Here is a 24,599-nt window from a genome sequence, read left to right as displayed (position 1 = left end):
TATGAAGAATTTAAAAATAATTATCGCTTTAGCTGTAGCAGCAACAAGCTTAAGTTCTTGTAACGATAAACGAAAACCACAAGTACAATTTATGCCAGATATGTACGTATCTGTACCTTATGATGTAAATGGAGCTGAGGGGTTAAATAAAGAAATGGTAAATAAATTACCAGTAGCAGGTACTGTAAGTAGAAACGGGGTCGTAGCTTATGATATTCCAGATACTAATGAAGGATATGAAAAAGCAAAAGCTGAATTAAAAAACCCGTTACCTACAACTGAAGCAAACTTAGAAAAAGGTAAAGAGTTATACGGTATATACTGTGCGTCTTGTCATGGTACAAAAGGAGATGGAAACGGAGTATTATCTCAAAGAGATAAATTCAATGGTATTCCAAATTACGCAGATAGAGAATTAACTCCAGGTAACATTTATCATGTAATTATGTATGGTAAAAATTTAATGGGGTCTCATGCGTCACAGTTAAGATACGATGAGCGTTGGCAAGTTGTACAATACGTAGAAAAATTAAGAAGCGAATTAAAATAAGTCTATAATAGATAGTTAAGATATGTACCAGTTTTCAGGAAAATTAAAAATGCTTGCTATTGTTTTAATGGCTGTAGGACTTTTAGGAACAGGTTATAGTTTCTTATCAGCTCCTAAAACATTAGAAGAAGCAAAAGAAATTTTAGCAAAACAAGATGCACACCATGGAGGTCATGATGCGAAAGCAGATCATGCTGAAGAGGAACACGCAGAAGAAGCTAAAGTTGAAAAGCATGAAGAAGAGGTGACAACAGAGGAACATGTTGCAGATAGTATTGCGACACATACTGAAGAAGTAGCACACAATAGTGAGCAAGAGCACTCAGATGAAGTTACAGAAAATACACAAGCACAAGACAGTTCAGCTGTACACGTAGCCGAAGATACTCATGAAGAAGCTGCAGCTGATGAAGCAAATGAAACAACAACTGAAGCACATACTGAAGTAGCAGAAGCTCATGGTGAAGATCACGGAGATGCTCACGCAGAACATGCTTTACACCAAATGGAAAACAGACCTTGGTCTGCTTTATATGTTGCTTTATTATTTTCTTTAGGAATCACATTATTAGTATTAGCATTTTATGCTTCTCAAAGAGTAGCACAGTCTGGATGGTCTGTTGTGTTATTTAGAGTTATGGAAGCTATCACTTCAAACTTACACTATGTTAGTATACTAATGTTAGTATTCTTAATAGCAACGGCAATGCACATGAACCATTTATTTACGTGGATGGGAGAAGGAGTTGTAGACCCCACAAGTCCAAATTACGATGCTATTGTAGATGGTAAGAAATGGTATTTAAACACACCAGGTTGGTTAATGAGAAGTATTTTCTATCTAGTAGTATGGAACGCTTATACTTTTATTATTAGAAGAAATTCTATTAAACAAGACAATGGAGATTTAAAATTACATAAGAAGAACTATAATATTTCTGTAATTTTCTTATTCTTCTTTATGATTACTGAAAGTATGGCTTCTTGGGATTGGATTATGACAATAGATCCACACTGGTTCTCAACATTATTTGGATGGTATGTATTAGCTACTTTCTTAGTATCTGCCTTAACAGTAATAGCTATGGTAACTATTTACTTACGTTCAAAAGGTGTATTACCATTAGTAAATGATAGTCATATTCATGATTTAGCTAAGTTTATGTTTGGTTTCTCAGTATTCTGGACCTACTTATGGTTTGCTCAGTTTATGTTAATATGGTATGCTGATATGCCAGAAGAAACTACATACTTCTTATTACGTTTTAATGAATATAAAGTACCATTTTTAGCGATGGTAGTTATGAACTTCGTTTTTCCAATACTATTATTAATTAACAGTGATTTTAAGAGCATGCCTTGGTTTGTTATACTAGGAGGTGTTGTAATTTTAGCAGGTCACTATATAGATTTATTTGTAATGGTTATGCCTGGAACAGTTGGAGGTCAATGGGGATTCGGAATAGGTGAAGTTAGTGGATTGTTATTCTTTGTAGGGTTATTCATTTTCGCTACTTTCAGTGCATTTGCTAAGGCAAACCCAGTACCAAAAGGTAACCCATATTTACACGAGAGTGAAACATATCATTACTATAATATCGAACACAGAGGAGAAGATAGTAATCATCATTAATAAAAAGAATTAATAAACAAATAGTTTAGATAATATGCTCGCTTTATTTTATATTTTCATAGCAGTTGCAATTGGAGTAAGTTTTTGGCAAATTACTCGTATAATGAATTTCCGTGGTATAATTGCTACAGATGAAGACAACGAAAAACAAGGTAAATATGCTCTAGGATTTCTGGCTTTCCTATATGCAATGATGATTTACTGCTTAATTGCCATGAACGTAATCATGTTACCAGAAGCTGCTTCTATCGAAGGAGAGCATGATGACAACCTTTTCAATATTACTTTTTGGTTGATTGGAATCGTTCAGTTTGGAATGCAGTTCTTAATTTTCTTCTTTACATATAAGTATAGAGGAAACAAAAACAACAAGGCATTATTTTATGCAGATAGTCACAAGTTAGAATTAATTTGGACAACTATTCCAGCAGTAACAATTGTATTATTAATTGGATATGGTTTATGGGCTTGGAACAACATTATGTATGTTGGAGACGATGAAAACCCTATTGTAATTGAAGTATACTCTCAACAGTTCCGTTGGGATGCACGTTATGCAGGTGAAGACAACCAATTAGGTTTAGGTAATGTAAACTTTATCAAAGGTATTAACACAATGGGTGTTGATATGTCTGATCCAAGTGCACAGGATGATAAACAAGTAACAGAATTATACTTACCTAAAGGTAAGAAAGTGTTATTTAAATTCCGTTCGCAAGATGTATTACACTCCGCTTATATGCCTCACTTTAGAGCGCAAATGAACTGTGTTCCAGGTATGGTTACTCAATTCGCATTCACGCCAAAGTATACTACAGCTGAAATGCGCCAGAATTCTGAGGTAATTGCAAAAACAGAGGGAATTAACAAAATTAGAAAAGCTAATGGAGAAGATCCATACGAGTTTGATTACTTATTATTGTGTAACAAAATTTGTGGAGCATCTCACTACAATATGCAAATGAAAATTACTGTTGTTGAAGAAGAAGAATACAACAAGTGGTTGTCAGAACAAAAAACATTAGCTCAAGCAATTAAATAAGATATTTTTAAAAAGTATATAAAGATATAGATTATGTCAGATCATCATCACAAAGAAACATTTGTAACTAAATACATTTTTAGTCAAGATCATAAAATGATCTCGAAACAGTTCCTTGTTACAGGTATATTTATGGGTATCATAGGAGGTTTCATGTCTATGTTATTTCGTTTACAAATTGCATGGCCAGATACATCGTTTTCAATTGTTGAAGCATTCTTAGGAAACCATCAAACAGATGGAATTATGAATCCAGATATGTACTTAGCGTTAGTTACAATTCACGGTACAATTATGGTATTCTTTGTATTAACGGCAGGTTTAAGTGGTACATTCTCTAACCTATTAATTCCGTTACAAATTGGAGCTCGTGATATGGCTTCTGGATTCTTAAACATGGTATCTTATTGGTTGTTTTTCTTATCATCAGTAATAATGATTATTTCATTATTCGTAGAAGCAGGACCAGCATCAGCAGGATGGACAATTTACCCTCCATTATCTGCATTACCACAAGCAATTCCAGGTTCAGGTACAGGTATGACATTATGGTTAGTGTCTATGGCAATTTTCATTGCATCATCATTAATCGGGTCGTTAAACTATATCGTAACAGTTTTAAACTTACGTACAAAAGGATTGAAAATGACAAGATTGCCATTAACAATGTGGGCATTCTTTATTACAGCAATTATTGGTGTAATTTCATTCCCGGTATTATTATCAGCAGCATTATTATTAATCTTTGATAGAAGTTTTGGTACTTCTTTCTACTTATCAGATATCTTTATTTCTGGTGAAGTATTACATTATCAAGGAGGGTCGCCAGTATTATTCGAACACTTATTTTGGTTCTTAGGTCACCCAGAGGTATATATTATTTTATTACCAGCATTAGGTATTAGTTCAGAAGTAATTTCAACAAACGCACGTAAACCAATTTTTGGTTACCGCGCAATGGTTGGTTCTATCATGGCAATTGCATTCTTATCTACAATTGTATGGGGTCACCACATGTTCGTATCTGGAATGAATCCATTCTTAGGTTCAGTATTTACTTTTACAACAGTATTAATTGCAATTCCATCAGCGGTAAAAGCGTTTAACTATGTAACTACCTTATGGAAAGGTAACCTACAGTTAAATCCTGCAATGATGTTCTCTATCGGATTAGTTTCTACATTCGTAACAGGAGGTTTAACAGGATTAGTATTAGGAGATTCGGCATTAGATATTAATGTTCACGATACATATTTCGTAGTGGCACACTTCCACTTAGTAATGGGAGTATCAGCATTATTAGGAATGTTTGCTGGTGTTTATCACTGGTTCCCTAAAATGTATGGTAGAATGATGAATAAAACATTAGGATACTGGCACTTTTGGTTAACAATAATAAGTGCTTACGGAGTATTTTTCCCAATGCACTTTATAGGGTTAGCTGGTTTACCACGTCGTTATTATACAAATACAAACTTTCCAATGTTTGATGATTTAGCTGACATTAACGTGTTTATGACTATTATGGCTATTATTGGAGGTTTTGCACAGTTAATCTTTATAGCAAACTTCTTTATCTCTATGTACAGAGGTCAAAAAGCAACGCAAAACCCATGGAATGCAAATACACTTGAGTGGACTACTCCAGTTGAACACATTCACGGAAACTGGCCAGGAGCAATTCCTGAAGTTCACAGATGGGCTTACGATTACAGTAAAACAGATGAAAATGGTGAGTATGTACACGGAAAAGATTTCGTACCACAAAATGTACCATTATTAGATGGCGAAGAACCATCTTAAAATAAAAATATGCAAACTTAAAAAGCCTTCCAATTTGGAAGGCTTTTTAAGTTTCTATGGTTATTACAAGATTTTATAATATGTATTTTAGCATAGAAAAGAGCTAAGTAACATATATTACAAAACAAACATTTTATTTCAAGTATATTTGCAATAATATGAATGAAAACCTAAACCCTGATAATACTCATTTTTCAAGTGAAGAGTTAGATGTAGAAAAGAAACTACGTCCGCTTTCATTTGAAGATTTTACTGGTCAAGAGCAGGCAATTGATAATTTAAAAATTTTCGTTGAGGCTGCCAATCAACGAGATGAAGCACTTGATCATACCCTGTTTCATGGACCTCCTGGTTTAGGAAAAACCACCTTAGCACATATTTTAGCCAGTGAATTAGGAGTGGGGATTAAAGTTACCTCAGGACCAGTATTAGACAAGCCTGGAGATTTAGCAGGTCTACTAACCAATTTAGATGAACGAGATGTTCTGTTTATAGATGAAATTCATCGATTAAGTCCTATTGTAGAAGAATACTTGTATTCAGCAATGGAAGATTATAAAATCGATATTATGATCGAATCAGGGCCCAATGCACGTACAGTTCAGATTAATTTAGAACCGTTTACATTAATTGGAGCTACTACACGTTCAGGATTGCTTACAGCTCCTATGCGAGCACGTTTTGGAATCAGTAGTCGTTTACATTACTATTCAACAGAATTATTAACAACCATCGTACAGCGAAGTGCATTTATTTTAAAAATGCCTATTTCTATGGAAGCAGCAATAGAAATTGCTGGTAGAAGTAGAGGAACTCCACGTATTGCTAACGCATTATTACGTAGAGTACGTGATTTTGCACAAATTAAAGGTGATGGTACCATTACCATAGAAATAGCGAGATATGCCTTGAAAGCATTGAATGTAGACGCACATGGTTTAGATGAAATGGACAATAAAATTTTATCTACCATTATCGATAAATTTAAGGGAGGTCCAGTAGGAATAACAACTTTAGCGACAGCAGTAGCTGAAAACGCAGAAACAATTGAAGAAGTATATGAACCTTTTTTAATCCAACAAGGGTTTATTATGCGTACGCCAAGAGGAAGAGAAGTAACTGATTTGGCATATAAACATTTGGGAAAAATTAAAGGAACTAGTCAAGGAGAGCTCTTTTAAATAGAATGGAACTACTAAAAAAACTCATACCGATACTAGAATGGTTACCCAACTATAAAAAATCGCAGTTAAGAGGTGATGTAGTTGCAGGTGTAACCGTCGCTATTGTATTAATTCCACAAGGTATTGCCTACGCATTGATTGCAGGATTACCACCTATTTATGGATTGTATGCAGCTTTAATGCCTCAGTTGATGTATGCTATATTTGGAACATCACGTCAGGTAGCAATTGGACCAGTAGCTATGGATTCATTAATCGTAGCAACAGGAGTTTCTACCTTAGCGTTAACAGGTTCTGAAAGTTATATTGCTATAGCAATACTCCTCGCATTAGTTGTAGGAACCATTCAGTTTTTAATGGGAATTTTCCGATTAGGATTCATTGTTAATTTTTTATCAAGACCTGTAATAACCGGATTTACATCTGCAGTAGCTTTAATTATTGGGTTAAATCAATTTAGAAACTTATTTGGAGTAGAGTTTGTACAGAGCGATCAAATTCATGTACTGTTGGAAGATATTCTTTTCAGACTTCAATATTTTAAAACAAACACCACAATTATTGGCTTAATAGCATGCGCTATTATTATAGTTTTTAGGAGAGTAAATAAAAAAATACCAAATGCCTTAATAGTTGTTATACTAGGAATAGTAACCATACGTTTTTTTGGAACACAACTTTCCGATGTAGCCATCGTAAAAGATATTCCTTCAGGGTTACCAAAATTTTCAATGCCAGTAATTGATGTAGCTCTAATACGTGAATTAATGCCAATAGCCGCAACACTAGTTATGGTAGGGTATTTAGAAACGATTTCAATTGGAAAAACGCTGGAAGCCAAACAAGATGAGTATAGAGTAAGGCCAAACCAAGAGTTAGTAGCCTTAGGGTTAAGTAATATGGTAGGGTCATTATTTCAATCGTATCCGTCAGCGTCAAGTTTTTCTCGTTCTGCTATCAATGGGGAATCAGGAGGTACTACAGGAATTTCAGCAATTGTTTCAGCAATTTTAGTAGTGTTTACCTTACTTTTTTTAACTCCCGTTTTTTATCATTTACCAAAAACTATTTTATCAGCAATAATTATAGTCGCAGTTTTTAACTTAATAAATATAAAGGAAGCTAGAAGGCTGTGGAGAGCTAATAATTTAGATTTCTGGCTACTCCTAGCTACTTTTTTGGCTACCATTTTCTTTGGAATTGAATACGGAATTTTAATTGGAGTAGTGCTGTCATTAATCGTTTTAATTTTTAGAACCTCTAGACCCTATGTAGTTGAGTTAGGTAAAGTACCAAATTCAGACTTTTATCGTAATAAAAATAGGTTTAAGGAAGTTATTTTAGACGAAGAAATCTTAGTATTTCGTTTTGATGCACAGTTATTTTATGCAAACTCAAACTATTTTCGAGATAAGTTGGACGAAATGGCAGAAGAAAAAAGGGAGGCATTAAAATTGATTGTGTTAGATGCAGAAAGTATTAATAGAGTAGATAGTACAGGAATAGAGATATTAAAAGAACGTATTATTTATTTCAATAAACACAATATTCAATTTTATTTCGCAGGAGTGAAAGGGCCGGTAAGAGATGCTTTTTTTAGGGGAGGTTTATTAGACGTAGTAAGTCTAGATCACTTTTTTATGCGTGCCAACGGTGCCGTAAAATTCTATAAAACAGGAGATAACCAAAATCAGAAGAAATACGCACAATATATACATCAAGCGTATAAATAATATATAATATCATGAGAATAGAGCAAATTTATACAGGCTGTTTAGCACAAGGAGCCTATTATATAGAAAGTAATGGAGAAGTGGCAATAATAGATCCGTTACGAGAAGTAGATCCTTATATAGATAGGGCTAAGAAAGATGGCGCTAAAATCAAATATATTTTTGAAACTCACTTTCATGCAGATTTTGTAAGTGGTCATGTTACCCTTGCAGAAAAAACAGGAGCAACAATTGTATACGGACCAACAGCGAAAACGAACTATGAGGCTCATATAGCAATAGACGGTGAAGTGTTCACGTTAGGAGATATTACTATTACCGTATTGCATACTCCAGGACATACTATGGAAAGCACTTCATATTTATTGAAAGATGCAAACGGTAAGAATCATGCTGTTTTTAGTGGAGATACTTTATTTTTAGGTGATGTAGGTCGTCCAGACTTAGCACAGAAAGCTGCAAATTTAACACAAGAAGAGTTAGCAGGACTGTTATACGATAGTTTACGTACAAAGATTATGACGCTGGAAGATGATGTAATTGTATATCCAGCACACGGAGCAGGTTCAGCTTGTGGTAAAAACTTGAGCAAAGAAACAATTGGTACTATTGGCGATCAAAAGAAAACCAATTATGCACTTCGTGCAGATATGACGAAAGAAGAATTTGTGAAGGAAGTTACAGACGGATTACTACCTCCACCTGAGTATTTTCCTTTAAATGTAAAAATGAATAAGGAGGGATATCAATCTATCGATGAAGTTATCAAAAGTGGAGCAAGAGCATTATCGGTAGAAGATTTTGAAAAAACAGCAAATGAAACCGATGCGTTAATTTTAGATGTACGTCATCAATCAGAGTTTATTAAAGGATTTATACCACAATCAATTTTTATTGGTTTAGGAGGAACATTTGCTCCATGGGTAGGTGCATTGATTAAAGATGTTACACAACCAATTTTATTAGTGACTCCAGAAGGAGAAGAAGAAACAACTATAACACGCTTATCTCGCGTTGGTTTTGATAATGTACTAGGATATTTAGAAGGAAGCTTTGATTCATGGAAAGAAGCAGAAAAAGAAGTAGATACATTGCGTTCTGTTTCTGCAGCTATTTTAGCAGAAGCGGTTACGAAAAAAGCTCCTGTTTTTGATGTTAGAAAACCAGGAGAATATGCAAATGAACATATTGTAGATGTACCAAGTACACCGTTAGATTTCTTAAACGAACATGTGGAAGAGTTTCCTACAAAAGAAGATTTTTACGTACACTGTGCTGGAGGATACCGTTCAGTAATTGCAGCATCTATTTTAAAAGCAAGAGGATTCCATAACATCATTGATGTTGCTGGAGGGTATAAAGCGATTAAAGAAACTGATATTCCAAGAACAGCAACGGTATGTCCATCAACCTTAAAATAAGTAAAATGAATAAAGGTATTTTTTTAGTAGGTTTGTTTTTAACGGTGGTATTGTCGTGTAAACCACAAAACACAGAGGTAAATAACATTACTATAGATAACTTACAAGTAGTTTTACAGAATGAAGACAACGTACAGTTATTAGACGTTAGAACTCCAAAAGAGTGGGCTGGAGGAGTTATCGAAACCCCAATTAAAATAGACGTTACTGGTAACGATTTTGAAGGAAAAGCTTTAGAAAAATTAGATAAAACAAAACCAGTATATCTTTATTGTCGTTCAGGGGGAAGAAGTTTAAAGGCAAGTGAGTTACTTGCTCAAAAAGGCTTTAAAGTATACAATGTTTTAGGAGGGTACCTAGAATGGACAGAGAAAAATAAAGAATAAAGAAAATCCCGAGTAGTATACTCGGGATTTTTTGTGTTTCGCTATCGGTTGGGCTATGAGTAGTTGCGGAATTTTTGTAGGAATTTCCCTAGTAAGCGAGTAGCAGCAATTGCTTATAGCCATTGTTATACAGCGTTATTTCATTTTTAAATACCAATAACCATGGAAGTTAATGAAAAAATGAGAAATACTTTTTTTGATTTATTAATATTCGCTTTGCTATAAGGGTGTCTTTCATCATGAATTTTATCATTAGCGAATGGGTTTTAATTCACTAAATATTTCAATATGGTTTAACGCTTAAAAATACCTTTTTTCGTAAGGTAGTTATATTAGGCTCAGGTACTTTTGCTGATACATTTAACAAGGCAGTACAGCCATAAAAGGCATCACTTTCAATACGAGGTAAGCTACTTGAAAAACGAACAGAAGTTAAAGCGAGGCAACTTTCGAAAGCAAGACGTCCAATATTAGTTAAACTACTCGGAAAAGTAACCGAAGTTAAGGCGGAGTATCGAAAAGCACCTCTTCCAATACTGGCTACCTTTGTAAGAGACAAGTCAGCTGAAGTTAAGGAAGAACAGTTCTGAAAAGCAGAGCGCCCAATGCTAGTTAAAACATTCGGAAAAGTAACTGAAGTTAAAGAGGAACAATTCATAAAAGCAACACTGCCAATATTGGTTAAACTATTTGGGAAAATAACCGAAGTCAAGGAGGAGCAACCAGAAAAAGTATTTTGCCCAATATTGGTTACTTTTGTATGGGAAATATCTGCTGAAATTAAGGAAGTACAGTACTGAAAAGCACCATTTCCAATACGGGTTAAACTGTTTGGAAAAGAAATAGAAGTTAAAGATGAGCAGTCTCGAAAAGTATTAACTCCAATACTAGTTAAATTATTAGGAAAGTGAATAGAAGTAATCTTTATACATTTTTCAAATGCTTTACTTCCAATACTAGTTAAGTTAGTAGCCCTCGATAAATCAACATGAGTTAATACATTATTACCGCTTCCACTAAAACTTTCTTTAAAAGCATTTTTTCCAATATGGGTTACAGCATAGGTAATACCATCACTGATAACGGTAGCAGGTAGGCTTAGTTTAGGGTTCCCAGCATAAGCGTAATTTTCATAATCACCAGCTACTTCTACAGTGCCAATATTGGTGGTATTATTCTGTGTTAAAACTTTATATTTAATATTACTAACTGTAAATAGATTACCAATTTGAGCATTAGTGTTGTTTAATCCTATCATCCATAGTAAAAAGTAAAATAGTTTTGGCTTCATTGTTTTGTTATGTTTTTTCAAAATTAATAATGTCAATGTAATTAAGAATATAAGCTTGTTTTAATGACTTATATCTACCGATAACGAAGTTAGTCTTTATAAGTTAATTTTCAAGAGCATAAAAAAACCGAGACAATTGTTTCGGTTTTACTTTTTCTTAACTCTTTTACCTTTTAAAACTTTAACGTTGCACCTACTAAAAAGTTTCTAGTAGCTTGCGGAAAGTATCCTTGGACCTCAAAAGAAGTTCCAGGAGTATCCCAAGTATTTAAATAGGTATATCCTCTATCAACATATTCTTTATTAAAAAGATTGTTTACCAATCCTGTAAACACAATAGATTTAAAAATTTTATTCATTTTAAGCTCATAACTAACATTAAAATCACTCACGTAATAGCTATCTAATTTAGAAGCTTCAGTATCGGTATTACTCAAATATTGCTCGCCAACAAATTTAGATAATAAAGAAAGCTGTAACCCTCGTGTAGGTTTGTAAACCAATGCATTTCCAGCAATAATATTTGGAGAAAAAGCAATATTTGTAGTCTCAATATTGCGTTGAACACCATCACGGTCTAACATAAAATTGTTAATTTTATTACTACTTACTGTAAGATTTTGGTTAATGCTAAATTTGTCTGAAACGTTAATATTAGCATCAATTTCTACCCCTAAACGATAACTATCTTTCACATTTTTACGTAAATATTCACCTACATCATTTAATCCGCCAGTTTGAATTAATTGATTGTCGTACGACATGTAATAGATGTTTGTATTTAATTGAATCGTTTTATTGTGTAAACGCCATCCAAATTCAAAATCATCTAAGGTTTCATGTTGTACATTCGGGCCATTTTGAAAATCATCACGATTAGGTTCTCTGTTCGCACGAGCATACGATGCATAAATACTGTTTTCTTTATTAATACTATAAGTAAAACCTAACTTAGGGTTGAAAAAACTGTATGAAGTATCAATATTTAAAGGATGCAAATCAGAAGTAAATCCACCAGTTGTATAATCAATAAATCTACCTTGTACATCAACAAAAGCTTTTAAGTTATCAAAAACATTAAAAGTAGCTTTAGAAAAAACGCTAATATCATTTTTCTTAGCATCACTAAAATAGTAATGATCTCTAATGCTAGCACCATCTGCAAATTGTGTAGCCCAAATAACTTCACCAAAATGATCTCCTTTATAATTACTATAAGAAGCACCAGAAATTAACTCGAAATTTTCAGTTTTATAAGTAACATTAGCATTAGCTACGTAAAAATCATTATCCAACCAACGACGAACAATAACATCGCTTCCGTCAACAATTACATTACCATAATCAACAGCATCTTTATCTTCTTTAAACTGTTCAAAATACCCTTCTCCTTTGGTATAATTTAATCCAATATTGGTAGACCAGTTATCAGAGAGTTTCTCATTCCAATGTAATTGGTAATGATCTTGCCAATAATTATCGGTTTCATTATCGTAGGTATACGGATTCTGGCGACGATTTTCTTGTAATTGCTCAGCACTTAAGCCATACCAAGCTTGATAAGTTTGTTGTTTACCTCCAAAAGCTAAGGCTTTAATCAACGTATTGTCATCTGTATAGCTACCTTGTAAGAAATATGATTTTAAATCGGTGAAAGCTCGGTCAACATAGCCATCAGAATAAATGTTAGACAAACGACCCGCAAACTCAAATCCATTATTTAATTTTCCAGTGGTAAACTTTACGGTGTGTTTTCTTGTTCCGTACGAACCAAAAGCATTTGAAATTTCTCCACTAGCTTCTTCCGAAATAGCATCGGTTAAAATATTTAAACTAGCTCCAAATGCTCCAGAACCGTTCGTAGACGTTCCTACACCACGTTGTAACTGTAAACTTTGGGTAGACGAAGCAAAATCTCCCATATTTACCCAAAAAGTACCCTGACTCTCGGCATCGTTATACGGAATTCCGTTAATCGTAACGTTCACACGAGAAGCATCCGAACCACGTACACGAATATAAGTGTAACCAACACCAGCACCAGCGTCTGACGAGGATGTTACAGAAGGTAAATAGTTTAGTAACACAGGAATATCCTGCCCTAAGTTACGTTTTTCAATTTCTTGTTTGCCAAGGTTTGAGTGTGTTACGGGTGCATCTGCTTTTACACGAACAGCAGATACTAAGACTTCATCTAACACAGTTTCATTAGAAATTAATTGAAACGTAATCTGTTGGTTGTTGGTAATTTCAACCTCTTGAGAAGTGCTTTTAAAACCAACATAAGAAACCTCAATAATATGCGTTCCTTTTGGTAGGTTTAACTTGAATTTACCTTCAAAGTCGGTAGAAGTCCCTTTGTTTTGAGTTCTAACTGCTACGGTGGCACCTACTAAAGGTTCTTGATTACCATTAATCACGTTACCTGATAAAGTAACCATTTGTTGTGCACTGGTAGTTAACGTTGTAAATAATACGGTTAAAAAAGCTACTATTTTCACTTTCTTGATAAAAGACATCGGTCTCATTTTATAAAAACAAAATCGAATAAAAAGAGGTAATTATTCTTTAGTTAAACATTGAATAATTAAAATTTGTCATTACAAGTAGTTTACAACAAAGTATTCTTTGGTTTATAAACAAATTTCTCGTAACAATTGTTTTCCAAATGGCGATTATCGCCTCCCTAAACAGCATTACCTGTTCCAGGTTCGTTGGGTATGATCTCAGCCTGAATTTAATTATGAATTATAAATGATTAATTACGAATTATTTTAATAATCAAAACTCGTAATTCCACAATTCTTAATTCAAATAAGGCACCCCTTTATGAGAACGGTGCAAAGGTAAATATGAAATATGAATAAAGAGCGATAAATAGCGGGTTTTTCTGAGGTTGTTAGTAAATGGATAGAAAGTAATCAAGGAAGTAAAAAAACATTCTAGCCAATTTATAGATTTAACTCAATGCATTCCGTTGTAATTTTAATATTTTAGTGGTGAAAATATCAGATATTTATGAGTAAATCTTTTAAAACGAGCGTTAATAAAACGCATGATTTTGATTTTACTGAAGCGCAAATTGAGGCGCTAGATATAGTAGAAAAATCAAAAAACAACTACCATGTACTTGAGGGGAACCAATCGTATCAAGCTACCATACTTCAAACAAATTTCAATCAAAAAACATACACCATTCAAATCAACGGAAACACCTATGAGGTGAATATTTCTAATGAATTAGATGTGTTAATTGATGAATTAGGATTAGAAGTAGCTGCAGAGAAAAAAGAAAACGATATCAAGGCACCAATGCCTGGGTTAATTGTTTCTGTTGATGTTGAAATTGGTCAAGAAGTAAAAGAAGGTGACGGAATTTTGGTGTTAGAAGCCATGAAAATGGAAAATACCTTACAAGCACCAAGAGACGGAGTTGTAAAATCGGTTGCTATACAAGTAGGTGATAAAGTAGAAAAGAATACGGTTTTAATAGAAATGGAATAATATGAAAAAGATATTAGTAGCAAATAGAGGAGAAATTGCGTTGCGTGTAATGCGTACTGCAAAAAAAATGGGGATTAAAACGGTAGCAGTTTTTTCTGAAGCAGACAGAAATTCACCACACGTAACTTTTGCAGACGAAGCGGTATGTATTGGTCCTGCACCTTCGAATCAATCCTATTTATTAGGAGATAAAATTATTGAAGTAGCGAAGGAGTTAGGTGTAGATGGAATTCACCCAGGATACGGATTTTTAAGTGAAAATGCAGCCTTTGGAGAAGCCGTAGCAAAATCAGGAATTGTATTTATAGGGCCAAAAACCCACGCTATTGAAGTGATGGGGAGCAAATTGGCTGCAAAAGATGCAGTAAAAGCCTATGATATTCCAATGGTTCCGGGGATTGATGAAGCAGTAACTGATGTAGAATATGCATCGAAAGTAGCAAATGAAATTGGGTATCCGATTTTAATCAAAGCCTCAGCAGGTGGTGGTGGAAAAGGAATGCGTGTTGTTGAAAAAGAAGCCGATATTAAAGAACAAATGCAGCGTGCAATTTCAGAAGCAGAATCAGCTTTTGGAGATGGTTCTGTATTTATAGAAAAATATGTAGGGTCACCACGTCATATCGAAATCCAAGTGTTGGCAGATGCTCACGGAAACGTAGTACACTTATTTGAACGCGAATGTTCGGTACAGCGTCGCCACCAAAAAGTAGTAGAAGAAGCACCATCGAGTGTGTTGACTCCAGAAATTAGAGAAGCTATGGGTGCTGCAGCTGTAAGAGTTGCGAAAGCATGTGATTATTTAGGAGCAGGAACGGTTGAGTTTTTATTAGATGAAAATAAAAACTTCTACTTCCTAGAAATGAATACACGTTTACAAGTAGAGCACCCAGTTACGGAACTTATTACGGGAGTAGACTTGGTAGAGCAGCAAATAAAAATAGCAAGAGGAGAGGAGCTATCATTCACGCAAGATGATTTAGAAATTAACGGACACGCATTAGAATTACGTGTATACGCCGAAGATCCGTTAGATAATTTTGCACCGAGTATTGGAGTGTTGGAAACCTATCAACATCCGAAAGGAGAAAATATTCGTGTAGATGATGGTTTTGAAGAAGGAATGGAGATTCCTATTTATTACGATCCGATGATTTCTAAATTGATTACCTATGGGAATACGCGCGAAGAAGCTATTGAGTTAATGAAACAAGCCATTAGCAATTATAAGGTAAAAGGAATAGAAACTACGTTGCCGTTCGGAAAGTTCGTATGCGAACACGAAGCTTTCACCTCAGGGAATTTCGATACTCATTTTGTAAAGAAGTATTACACACCTGAGTTGTTAGAAGCAGGATACGAAAAAGAAGCGAAGATTGCTGCACAAGTTGCCTTACAGCAGTATTTAAAAGAGCAACGTATTTTAAAAACTTGTTAATACATAATGTGCGTTAGGGATTAACTCAATAATTTGTATTTTACGTGTTTCGTTGAATGCAAAGCATTTGCAGCGGCATCCTTTTGTTGTCAGTTCGAGTTTGCGGAGCAAGTATCGAGAACCAACAAAAGATATAGCGGAAAGCCCGACCCTTGGGGAACGCCCAAAAAAAGAATATAGATGAAATCTAAAATAGAAGAATTACAACATAAACTTACCGAAGCAAAGTTAGGAGGCGGACAACAACGCATCGACCGTCATCATCAAAAAGGAAAATTAACCGCCCGCGAGCGTATTAATTATTTCTTAGATGAAGGTTCTTTTGAAGAAGTAGGCATTTTAGTAACGCATAGAACGACCGATTTTGGAATGGAAAATCAGCAATTTTATGGTGACGGAGTGGTAACTGGATATGGAACTGTAAACGGACGCTTAGTGTACGTGTTTGCACAAGACTTTACGGTATTTGGAGGTTCGTTATCGGAAACACATGCCGAAAAAATCTGTAAGATTATGGATTTAGCGGTAAAAGTAGGAGCACCATTAATCGGATTGAACGATTCTGGTGGAGCACGTATTCAAGAAGGCGTACGTTCGTTAGGTGGTTATGCCGATATTTTTTACAGAAACGTACAAGCATCAGGAGTCATCCCACAAATCTCAGCAATTATGGGACCTTGTGCAGGGGGAGCAGTGTATTCTCCAGCCATGACCGATTTTACCGTTATGGTAGAAAATTCAAGTTATATGTTTGTTACGGGACCTAACGTAGTAAAAACAGTAACCAATGAAGAAGTAACTTCGGAAGAGTTAGGAGGCGCAAGTACGCATGCAACCAAATCGGGAGTAACGCATTTAACGGCAGCGAACGATGTACAATGTTTAGAAGACATTAAAACATTGTTGAGTTATATGCCACAGAACAATCAAGAAACTACAGCGAAATTACCGTTTGAATTAGGCGATGAAATTAGAGAAGAATTAGCCAACATTGTTCCAGATAATGCCAACAAGCCGTACGATATGCGTGCCGTAATTGATGGTATTGCTGATGCAGATTCGTTTTTTGAAATCCATAAAGAGTATGCCGATAATATCGTCGTTGGATTTGCGCGTTTAGGAGGAAGAAGTGTGGGGGTTGTTGCCAATCAACCGATGAGTTTAGCAGGATGTTTGGATGTAAACAGTTCTAAAAAAGCAGCACGTTTTACCCGTTTTTGCGATTGCTTTAATATTCCGTTATTGGTGTTGGTAGATGTACCAGGATTCTTACCAGGAACCGATCAAGAATGGAACGCTATTATTACCAACGGAGCAAAATTATTGTATGCGCTAAGTGAAGCTACCGTGCCAAGAGTAAGTGTAATTACCCGTAAAGCCTATGGTGGAGCGTATGACGTAATGAACTCAAAACACATTGGAGCCGATATGAACTTTGCGTGGCCTAGTGCAGAAATTGCGGTAATGGGAGCAAAAGGAGCGAGTGAAATTATCTTTAAAAAGGAAATTGCCGAAGCTGACGATCACGAAGCAAAATTAGCGGAGAAAGAAGCGGAGTATGCCGATAAATTTGCGAATCCGTACCGTGCAGCAGAACGTGGATTTGTGGATGAGGTTATTTTACCACAAGACACCCGTAGAAAACTGATTAAAGCTTTTGCGATGTTAGAAGGTAAAAAGGTAGAAAGACCGAATAGAAAACACGGGAACATACCGTTGTAAAAGATAATTAAATATCAATATTTTTAAGAGGCGCTTCTTTTTAGGAGTGTCTTTTTTGTTTTATAAGGTTTTGCTTTTGCTTTATTTGTCACATTAATGATGAAAAAACTAACTTTTATTGCTTAAATGTTTGGTTTTAAGGGTTTTTATGGTTGTTTGTAAGGATGTTTTTTTAGTTTTATAATTAGTAAAAGAGATAGTTGTTTACATATAAAAATATGGATGTAATTTGAAGGTATCTAAAAAGTATTTTTCAATCTCGAAATATAGTCGAAACTAAGAATCTAAAACTATAACCAAATGAAAAAAATAATACTAATTGTAATTACAATATTAATTGCCAGTTGCGGAGCGCTAAATAAAAACTCTGATTTAGAAGAGTTAAACAAGAGAGCTAATAGAGTAACAACTGTTATGAAAGGTTATCAACCTATTGATCCTATTCAGCTAACAGTAGAAAAAGAAAATGACACATTGAGTTTTAAAGATATTATATCTGAATTTCCAAACGAGGCAACAAGAGTTGCTGTAGGTAGAGTTAATCAGAGCGGCTCATTAACTTTTGGTACATTTAATGTTGCTAGAAATGGTGAAAGTTATTCTGTAATCATCGATTATATAAAATATATTACTACTGCAATTCCAGCAAGATATTCTGAAAATTATACAACAAAAAAGTATGCTGATTATGTGAGGAATAATTATAATTTTTTAGGAGAAAGATTAGATACTTTAAAAATTCCAGATAATTTAAAATCTAAAAACGTTTTATTATCAGAACAAATACTATCCACTAATTATGGTTCTGTAAATGAGTTTAATGCAGAGTTACAGGTTCAAAACCAAAATTTAAGATTAGATAAATCTCAAAACCATAATATTAAAATACCTGTTTATGTTGGTATAGGATTGAGAATTCAGGCATCAGTAACAGTGCTAAAAGATTCTGTGAATTTAGGGAGTTTATATGGTTTAGGGGTTGCTGCTTCTCAAAATAGATTAAGCGGAACGTTAATTATACAGTCATTAGGTATTAGTGGGGAAAATGTATCTCCTATAATTCCTATTCCAGATAGAATAAATGAGAGTACCATTCAAACAGCGATGCAATCTTTGGCAACAATTAAAAGTAAAATCTATGATACAAAAACTAAAATAACACCTCAAGTAGTCGCTTTTGGGCTTCCTTATAGTATTAATGGAGCTAAAGATTTAATTGAATCTTCATTACATACCTCGCCACCTAAATTAGGAATAAAAAATACTGGAGAAATAACTTTATTTCAGGAAACCTTAAAAGAGAAAAAAGAATAAAAAAAGAGATTTAAAAAACAAAGTTTTTCAAAACCCTTTTACGTAGAATAGTTTGAAAAAGTGATGAGATTCAGGAGCTTTGCCTCGCACCGTCTTTCAGACGATTTTAAACAAGGTTAAAAAAAATCCTCGTAAAAGACTTTTTTCTTTTGGTTCGTTTTCTTTGGACAAGCAAAGAAATCGAAGATTCATGAACTCCTATTAAAAATAAATAAAAAGTGCGTGAACTAAAATGGATATACATAAAAAAAGCAATTCTCAACAGAGAATTGCTTTTAACATTTATAAACTAGGTACTACACATCCGTACTAACCCAATAACTTCCCGTTGAGGTAGTAGACGGATTGTACGCCAAAATATTCACTTTGGTGCCGTTGGCAACATCCGCTAGTAACCATTCCATTGGCTGATTATTAATAGCACCACTTTCCAGCTCAACCATATTGCCGTTTAGGGTAACCTCGTCGGTACTAATGTCGAACTGTAGTGTGGTTTCCCCTCTGTTTTCAAAACTAATAAAACTCTCTTTGTCATACGATACCTGAGTAATTACCTTGGTTTCATTAGGCGCTACCTGTCCCACAAAATCAGTAATTGAGCTGCTTCCAGTAGTTGGACGATAGCTATACTGTGCTCTTTTTGCAGGTTCATTGGCAAATACTAACTGAGCCGTATTTATAATTTGAACAAGCGTTGTATAACAATCGTTCAATGCCGAAATACGATCTTGAGTAATTACCAAACGCTGTTTTTTATACACCTCTTGTTGCGTGTTCGCGCTCTTTAATTCGTCTTTAATTGTTGCCAACTCTTCCACAATAGATGCAGGCATTCCGCCTTTCGTTACATCGGTCAAATCATCTAAATAGTTGGTAACTACCTTTTCTAACGTTTCTAAAAACACCAACATTTTAGGCTGATTCTTGCTCGCATCTCTATAACCAGTTGTAAACTCCTTTAATACCGCAGGATTATCAGGAAAAGCCCACATAGCATGACTCTTTATACGATTATACACACGACTAGCATTTTGCATTTCTATCAACACCTTTTGCGTTTCCACTCCTTGTTTCGCCAAGGTACTAATATCGGTAACTACCGTATCTGCCGCATCAATCTGATGTAAAAAAGCCGCCGCGTATTCGCTTGTAAATCGGGCATTGAAAGCGGTAAAACGCTCCAAATCTTGCGTAAATAGGTTGTAAATTGTACGTGCGCTTTCAGCTAAAAAAGCATCTGATCCTTTGAATTTTCTTCTGGTTTCCATATTAATATTTAATTTAAGTTACATGTGTGTTTTTAGGGAAGCGTAAAACACGCTACCCATAGGTAATAAGTAGAAACAACAAGATTATAATAGCAGGAGAGCCCCTTGCCACTAGTTAAAAATCCATAAAAAATTAGATGGTTTTAGCAATACAATCATAGCATTTTGTTAGTTTCTTTTTCTTAACCGCTTCTAAATTATAGTGTTGGGGTATAAAAAACAAATGCGAAGGTCAATTTTTGCTTTTTTTTAACATTCAGACAATCAGAAGTATATCTTTTACACTGGTTGCGAATACTTTTTTTGTGTATTGTCAGTTCGAGTGATTTTTAAGAATGATAATGAGTTAAAAATTGTATCGAGAACTAGGCTATTACTTCTCGATACAAAATTATTTTCATTTCAAATAATTTTACTCGAAGTGATAATCCGTTACTACGTAGACCGAGAGCGTTGGATTGAATCCATACAGATTTAAGAGTGGGAGGATAGCCGTAGTATCAGCGACCCGTGCCGTGGAGTTAACGGAGCGTGCCGTAATATCAGCGACCCATGCCGTGGTGTTAACGGAGCGTGCCGTAGTATCAGCGACCTGTGCCGTGGTGTTAACGGAGCGTGCCGTAGTATCAGCGACCTGTGCCGTGGTGTTAACGGAGCGTGCCGTGATATCAGCGACCCATGCCGTGGAGTTAACGGAGCATGCCGTAATATCAACGACCTGTGCCGTGGTGTTAACGGAGCATGCCGTGATATCAGCGACCCGTGCCGTGGTGTTAACGGAGCATGCCGTACTATTAGCGACCCAAAACTGTGATATAAAGAACCGTTACTACTCTAAAAAACAACTTTTATTACCTAAATAGCTGCGATTATGGGATTCCGTAAGAATGTGTAGATACTTTGTATTAGGTTCGCAAGAACTGTAAGAGCAATTAGCTTTTTTATAATTAATTAACAAATAATAGTAACTCGTTAATAACTTTACTTTTAACAAAGTATTGGATTTGATATATTTGATAGCGTAAAAAATTGCTAAACCTTATGATATTCCATGTTTTTATCGGGATAAAAGAACTAAAGTTTGGTATATAACGAGTTACCTGCAAGTTGAGAAAAGAGACGATAAATGAAAATAAACGAATATTACATAAAAGCTAGGTTGTTTTCGACAATTTTAACTTCGATTCCAATACTTAGTTTGTATTATTTTGGCTTTAGCGATAAACTAATAGAGTTTATGATCTTTTTAGAGGGGTATAAGTGGGCTAGTGACATAACTCTTTCGATTGCAATAATCTATTTCCTTGTGCAAATCAATCGATTAATTTCAAAAGAACTATTCCAAAATTTATTCTTTAAAGAAGAATTAAATATGCCAACTACTAATTTTCTTCTTAATTCAGATACCACTTTGGCGAAATCAATAAAATCTCAAATAGTGCAAAAGATTGCTGCTGACTTTAATATTCACTTACTAGATTCAAATTCTGAAAATGAGAACGAAGAAGAAGCCAGAAAAACTATTGCAAGTGCTGTGGCTCAAGTTAGAAATGTGACTAGAGATAATACAATGCTACTTCAGCATAATATTGAATATGGCTTTGTGAGAAATCTGATTGGAGGTAGTGTTTTAGCTTCTGTAATTTCAATAATTAATATCTTTTTGTTTCAATATACTTTTCCAAATCCATTTGCATTCAAACTTAATTTAGTATTTCTAAGTGTCTACATTTTGCCAATTATTTTGAGTAAGTTTTTGATTAAAAGATATGGTAAATACTACGCAAAGATTTTATTCGAACAATATTTAAAAAAATAAAGGAAAAATGGATTTTAGTATAGATATGCTATCGCTTGGAAATGCAGATTGCAATATAATATGGACAAAAGAAGAAAACGCTGACTATGTAACAATAATTGATGGAGGCAATCCAAAAGATGCAAAAACAATAATTGAGCATTATGAAACCTATATAATGCCTAACATCTCGTCAGACAGTCCAATATTGATTATCAACACTCACCCTCATTCTGACCATATTGGAGGATTAATAGATTTAGTTCATTACTTCAAAAACAAGATTGCACGGTTCTATTATAATGACCCAACCGACTACATAGAAGAAGCGAAAAGGAATGAGATTAGAACATTAAATGAATCTTATAGGTATTCTAATAAAAGAGTCCAAAAGCTTTTCGAATCATTAAAACAATCTGATGATTTAAGTAATGTTCTTGACCAATATGGTATATCGAAACTTTCAGCGTTTTCTGACAGCGAATTAGACCACAGTTTATTTGAATTTGTCGGACCTTCAAAAGCATTTTATTTAGAACAACTTGGTTATTTTACAAACATTGATAACCTAAAAACATCAGGTTCTAATATTCAACCCGAAAGTGAAATCAATGAAGTTCAAGAAGGTTTAAATTCTTGCAATATAGTTGACGAGAAAAATGATGCTTCTGCAGAAAACTTGACATCTGTTTTAACAAAATTTGTTGATTCGAGTAAACGTAAATACTTGTTTACCGCAGATGCAGGAATTGATTCTTTTGAATCAGCAGAAAGTAATGGTTATGATATAAGAGACCTACATATTTGCCAATTACCGCATCATGGGAGTAGAAGAAATGTTAGTACAAATTGGATTGGTAATTTTAACCCTAATCAATTCTGGGTTTCTGCAAATGGAAGTAAAAAACATCCTAGAAAGGCAGTTATTAGTTGTATAAAGAAAAACTTACCAAATTGTAAGACATATAGTACTTATAAATCAGGAACGCTAAATATTAAATCTAAACCAGATCTTTTTCCTTTTAGAAATTGGATTTCAGCAGATGCTTTATAAGAAATCCTTGATATTAACAACAATTTAGAGGATAAAATAAAAGCAACTTTGCATTGAAAAAATAATGTATAAATAAAAGTTAAATAGAAACTAAAACCGAAACTTTTTTCGGTTTTCTTTTTTTTCAGCCTGTTGTTTTTTGGCATCCAATCGTTTGGCAATCGCTGCTTTTTTAGGTTTGGTAGCTTTACGTACTTTAGGTACTACCAAGGCTTGTGCTAAAAGGTTAAAAAAGCGTTCGGTAACCAATTCTTTGTTACGGTGTTGTGAGCGGCTTTCTTGTGAGCTTAGTATAAGTGTATGTTCTTTAGAGAGTCTGTTAGCTAAATTTTTAAGGAGCAGTGCTTTTTCTTTGTCCGAGAGCCCTAACGAGTCTTCAATAGTAAAACTTAATTCCACTTTAGAGGATACTTTGTTTACATGCTGTCCGCCCGCACCAGAGCTTCGTACGGCTTTAAAGTTGAGTTCTTTTAATAGTTGTTCTTTGTTCATAGTGTTTGTGAATGCATTAACGGAATTAACTTCCAATGTCAGTTCGAGTGGTTTTTATCAAGTGCTAACGAGATAAAAATTTTACTTCGGCTACGCTCAGTAGAGCTATCGAGAACTATTCCAGCGTCTAAGTCCTAAATTCTCGATACAAATTATGCTCTTTTCAATCGCAAAATTCACTCGAATTGACAGCTTTAAAATTTTAGTCAACCTACTTTAATAGGTGTTACTGTATTCCTGTAAAACAGGAGTTCCAAATATAAATAATCTATTGTTGTTTGTAAAGGAGGCTTACTAATCGAAGTGACTCTTATTGGTGAGAGTTGGGAATTTTAAAGGGTATTCGTAACTAGAATTAAGCAGATTTCTCGCTATCGCTCGAAATGACAAAACGTACGTCATTTCGAACTGTAGAGGAACGTAAGTGAGAAACCGTAAGGTTCAGCGGAGCTAAATCTTTTCGTTGAGAGTTGGGGGTTTTAAAGGATAGTAGTTACTCTTATTGATGAGATTCCTCCTCCTTTGTCGTTCGGAATGACGTTCAGGTTGTTTATATCATGTTATAAATTAATAGTTGTCATTTCGAACTGTAGTGGAACGGAGGTGAGAAATCTTTTAGTTGAGAGTTGGGAACTTTAAAGGGTAGTAGTTACTCTTATTGATGAGATTCCTCCTCCTTTGTCGTTCGGAATGACGTTCAGGTTGTTTATTTCATGTTATAAATTAATAGTTGTCATTTCGAACTGTAGAGGAACGGAGGTGAGAAATCTTTTAGTTGAGAGTTGGGAACTTTAAAGGGTAGTAGTTACTCCTATTAGTGAGATTCCTCCTCCTTTGTCGTTCGGAATGACGTTCAGGTTGTTTATTTCATATCATAACAATTAATAGCTGTCATTTCGAACTGTAGTGGAACGGAGGTGAGAAATCTTTTAGTTGAGAGTTGGGAACTTTAAAGGGTAGTAGTTA

18 protein-coding genes are annotated in these 24,599 nt (G+C 34.5%); 14 read left to right on the top strand and 4 right to left on the bottom strand.

All coding sequences use genetic code 11. The annotated features are described in order from the left end of the window. Position 1 precedes the first annotated feature (1 nt). The 8 genes from MK851_RS00090 to MK851_RS00055 all read left to right on the top strand — a co-directional run bounded on the left by MK851_RS00090 (position 2) and on the right by MK851_RS00055 (position 9,752). Positions 2–550: a c-type cytochrome gene (locus tag MK851_RS00090; protein ID WP_303505578.1), complete on the top strand. Its 549-nt coding sequence runs from the start codon at positions 2–4 to the stop codon at positions 548–550. 22 nt (positions 551–572) lie between these two features. Beyond that, positions 573–2,183, top strand: coding sequence for a quinol:cytochrome C oxidoreductase (locus MK851_RS00085; RefSeq protein ID WP_320240432.1), 1,611 nt, complete (start codon positions 573–575; stop codon positions 2,181–2,183). Between the two features lie 34 nt (positions 2,184–2,217). After that, complete coding sequence (locus tag MK851_RS00080) at positions 2,218–3,225, top strand: cytochrome c oxidase subunit II (protein WP_303505566.1); 1,008 nt, start codon at positions 2,218–2,220, stop codon at positions 3,223–3,225. 33 nt (positions 3,226–3,258) lie between these two features. Beyond that, positions 3,259–5,028, top strand: a complete 1,770-nt coding sequence (locus tag MK851_RS00075; protein WP_303505564.1) for a cbb3-type cytochrome c oxidase subunit I — start codon at positions 3,259–3,261, stop codon at positions 5,026–5,028. 158 nt (positions 5,029–5,186) lie between these two features. Further along, positions 5,187–6,209, top strand: a complete 1,023-nt coding sequence (gene ruvB, locus MK851_RS00070) for a Holliday junction branch migration DNA helicase RuvB (RefSeq protein ID WP_303505561.1) — start codon at positions 5,187–5,189, stop codon at positions 6,207–6,209. Between the two features lie 5 nt (positions 6,210–6,214). Next, on the top strand, positions 6,215–7,945 hold the full coding sequence (locus MK851_RS00065; RefSeq protein ID WP_320240429.1) for a solute carrier family 26 protein: 1,731 nt from the start codon (positions 6,215–6,217) through the stop codon (positions 7,943–7,945). A gap of 11 nt (positions 7,946–7,956) precedes the next feature. After that, entirely contained in the window at positions 7,957–9,366 is a 1,410-nt protein-coding gene (locus MK851_RS00060) for an MBL fold metallo-hydrolase (RefSeq protein ID WP_320240427.1), read from the top strand. Between the two features lie 5 nt (positions 9,367–9,371). After that, entirely contained in the window at positions 9,372–9,752 is a 381-nt protein-coding gene (locus MK851_RS00055; protein WP_320240425.1) for a rhodanese-like domain-containing protein, read from the top strand. A 283-nt stretch (positions 9,753–10,035) separates the two neighbouring features. On the opposite strand, the gene MK851_RS00050 is transcribed toward MK851_RS00055, so the two are convergent. Then, a complete protein-coding gene (locus MK851_RS00050; protein ID WP_320240423.1) occupies positions 10,036–11,043 on the bottom strand; it encodes a leucine-rich repeat domain-containing protein in 1,008 nt (335 codons plus the stop codon). A 173-nt stretch (positions 11,044–11,216) separates the two neighbouring features. Beyond that, entirely contained in the window at positions 11,217–13,562 is a 2,346-nt protein-coding gene (locus MK851_RS00045) for a TonB-dependent receptor (protein WP_320240421.1), read from the bottom strand. A 499-nt stretch (positions 13,563–14,061) separates the two neighbouring features. Here MK851_RS00045 and MK851_RS00040 point away from each other — a divergent pair, with 499 nt between their 5' ends. From MK851_RS00040 to MK851_RS00025, 4 genes are all read left to right on the top strand, one after another. Beyond that, positions 14,062–14,547 (top strand): acetyl-CoA carboxylase biotin carboxyl carrier protein subunit, encoded by a 486-nt coding sequence (locus tag MK851_RS00040; RefSeq protein WP_320240419.1) that lies wholly within the window; start codon positions 14,062–14,064, stop codon positions 14,545–14,547. Position 14,548: 1 nt separating this feature from the next. Beyond that, entirely contained in the window at positions 14,549–15,985 is a 1,437-nt protein-coding gene (accC, locus tag MK851_RS00035) for an acetyl-CoA carboxylase biotin carboxylase subunit (RefSeq protein ID WP_303505547.1), read from the top strand. Between the two features lie 180 nt (positions 15,986–16,165). Beyond that, positions 16,166–17,707: an acyl-CoA carboxylase subunit beta gene (locus MK851_RS00030; protein WP_320240415.1), complete on the top strand. Its 1,542-nt coding sequence runs from the start codon at positions 16,166–16,168 to the stop codon at positions 17,705–17,707. 300 nt (positions 17,708–18,007) lie between these two features. Further along, complete coding sequence (locus MK851_RS00025; RefSeq protein ID WP_320240413.1) at positions 18,008–19,021, top strand: hypothetical protein; 1,014 nt, start codon at positions 18,008–18,010, stop codon at positions 19,019–19,021. Between the two features lie 296 nt (positions 19,022–19,317). Here the strand turns inward: MK851_RS00025 and MK851_RS00020 are convergent, their stop codons facing one another. Then, complete coding sequence (locus MK851_RS00020) at positions 19,318–20,289, bottom strand: hypothetical protein (protein ID WP_320240411.1); 972 nt, start codon at positions 20,287–20,289, stop codon at positions 19,318–19,320. Between the two features lie 1,126 nt (positions 20,290–21,415). Here MK851_RS00020 and MK851_RS00015 point away from each other — a divergent pair. Beyond that, a complete protein-coding gene (locus MK851_RS00015; RefSeq protein ID WP_274639438.1) occupies positions 21,416–22,108 on the top strand; it encodes a hypothetical protein in 693 nt (230 codons plus the stop codon). 7 nt (positions 22,109–22,115) lie between these two features. Continuing rightward, positions 22,116–23,141, top strand: coding sequence for an MBL fold metallo-hydrolase (locus MK851_RS00010; protein ID WP_320240408.1), 1,026 nt, complete (start codon positions 22,116–22,118; stop codon positions 23,139–23,141). A gap of 90 nt (positions 23,142–23,231) precedes the next feature. On the opposite strand, the gene arfB is transcribed toward MK851_RS00010, so the two are convergent. Then, a complete protein-coding gene (arfB, locus tag MK851_RS00005; RefSeq protein ID WP_047790342.1) occupies positions 23,232–23,633 on the bottom strand; it encodes an alternative ribosome rescue aminoacyl-tRNA hydrolase ArfB in 402 nt (133 codons plus the stop codon). Positions 23,634–24,599: the final 966 nt, after the last annotated feature.

This window comes from Tenacibaculum sp. 1B UA (genome assembly GCF_033978845.1).
In the GTDB taxonomy this organism is placed as follows: Bacteria; Bacteroidota; Bacteroidia; order Flavobacteriales; family Flavobacteriaceae; genus Polaribacter.
Note: the sequence above shows the minus strand (reverse complement) of the source record. Positions and strands in the feature narration are given on the sequence as shown.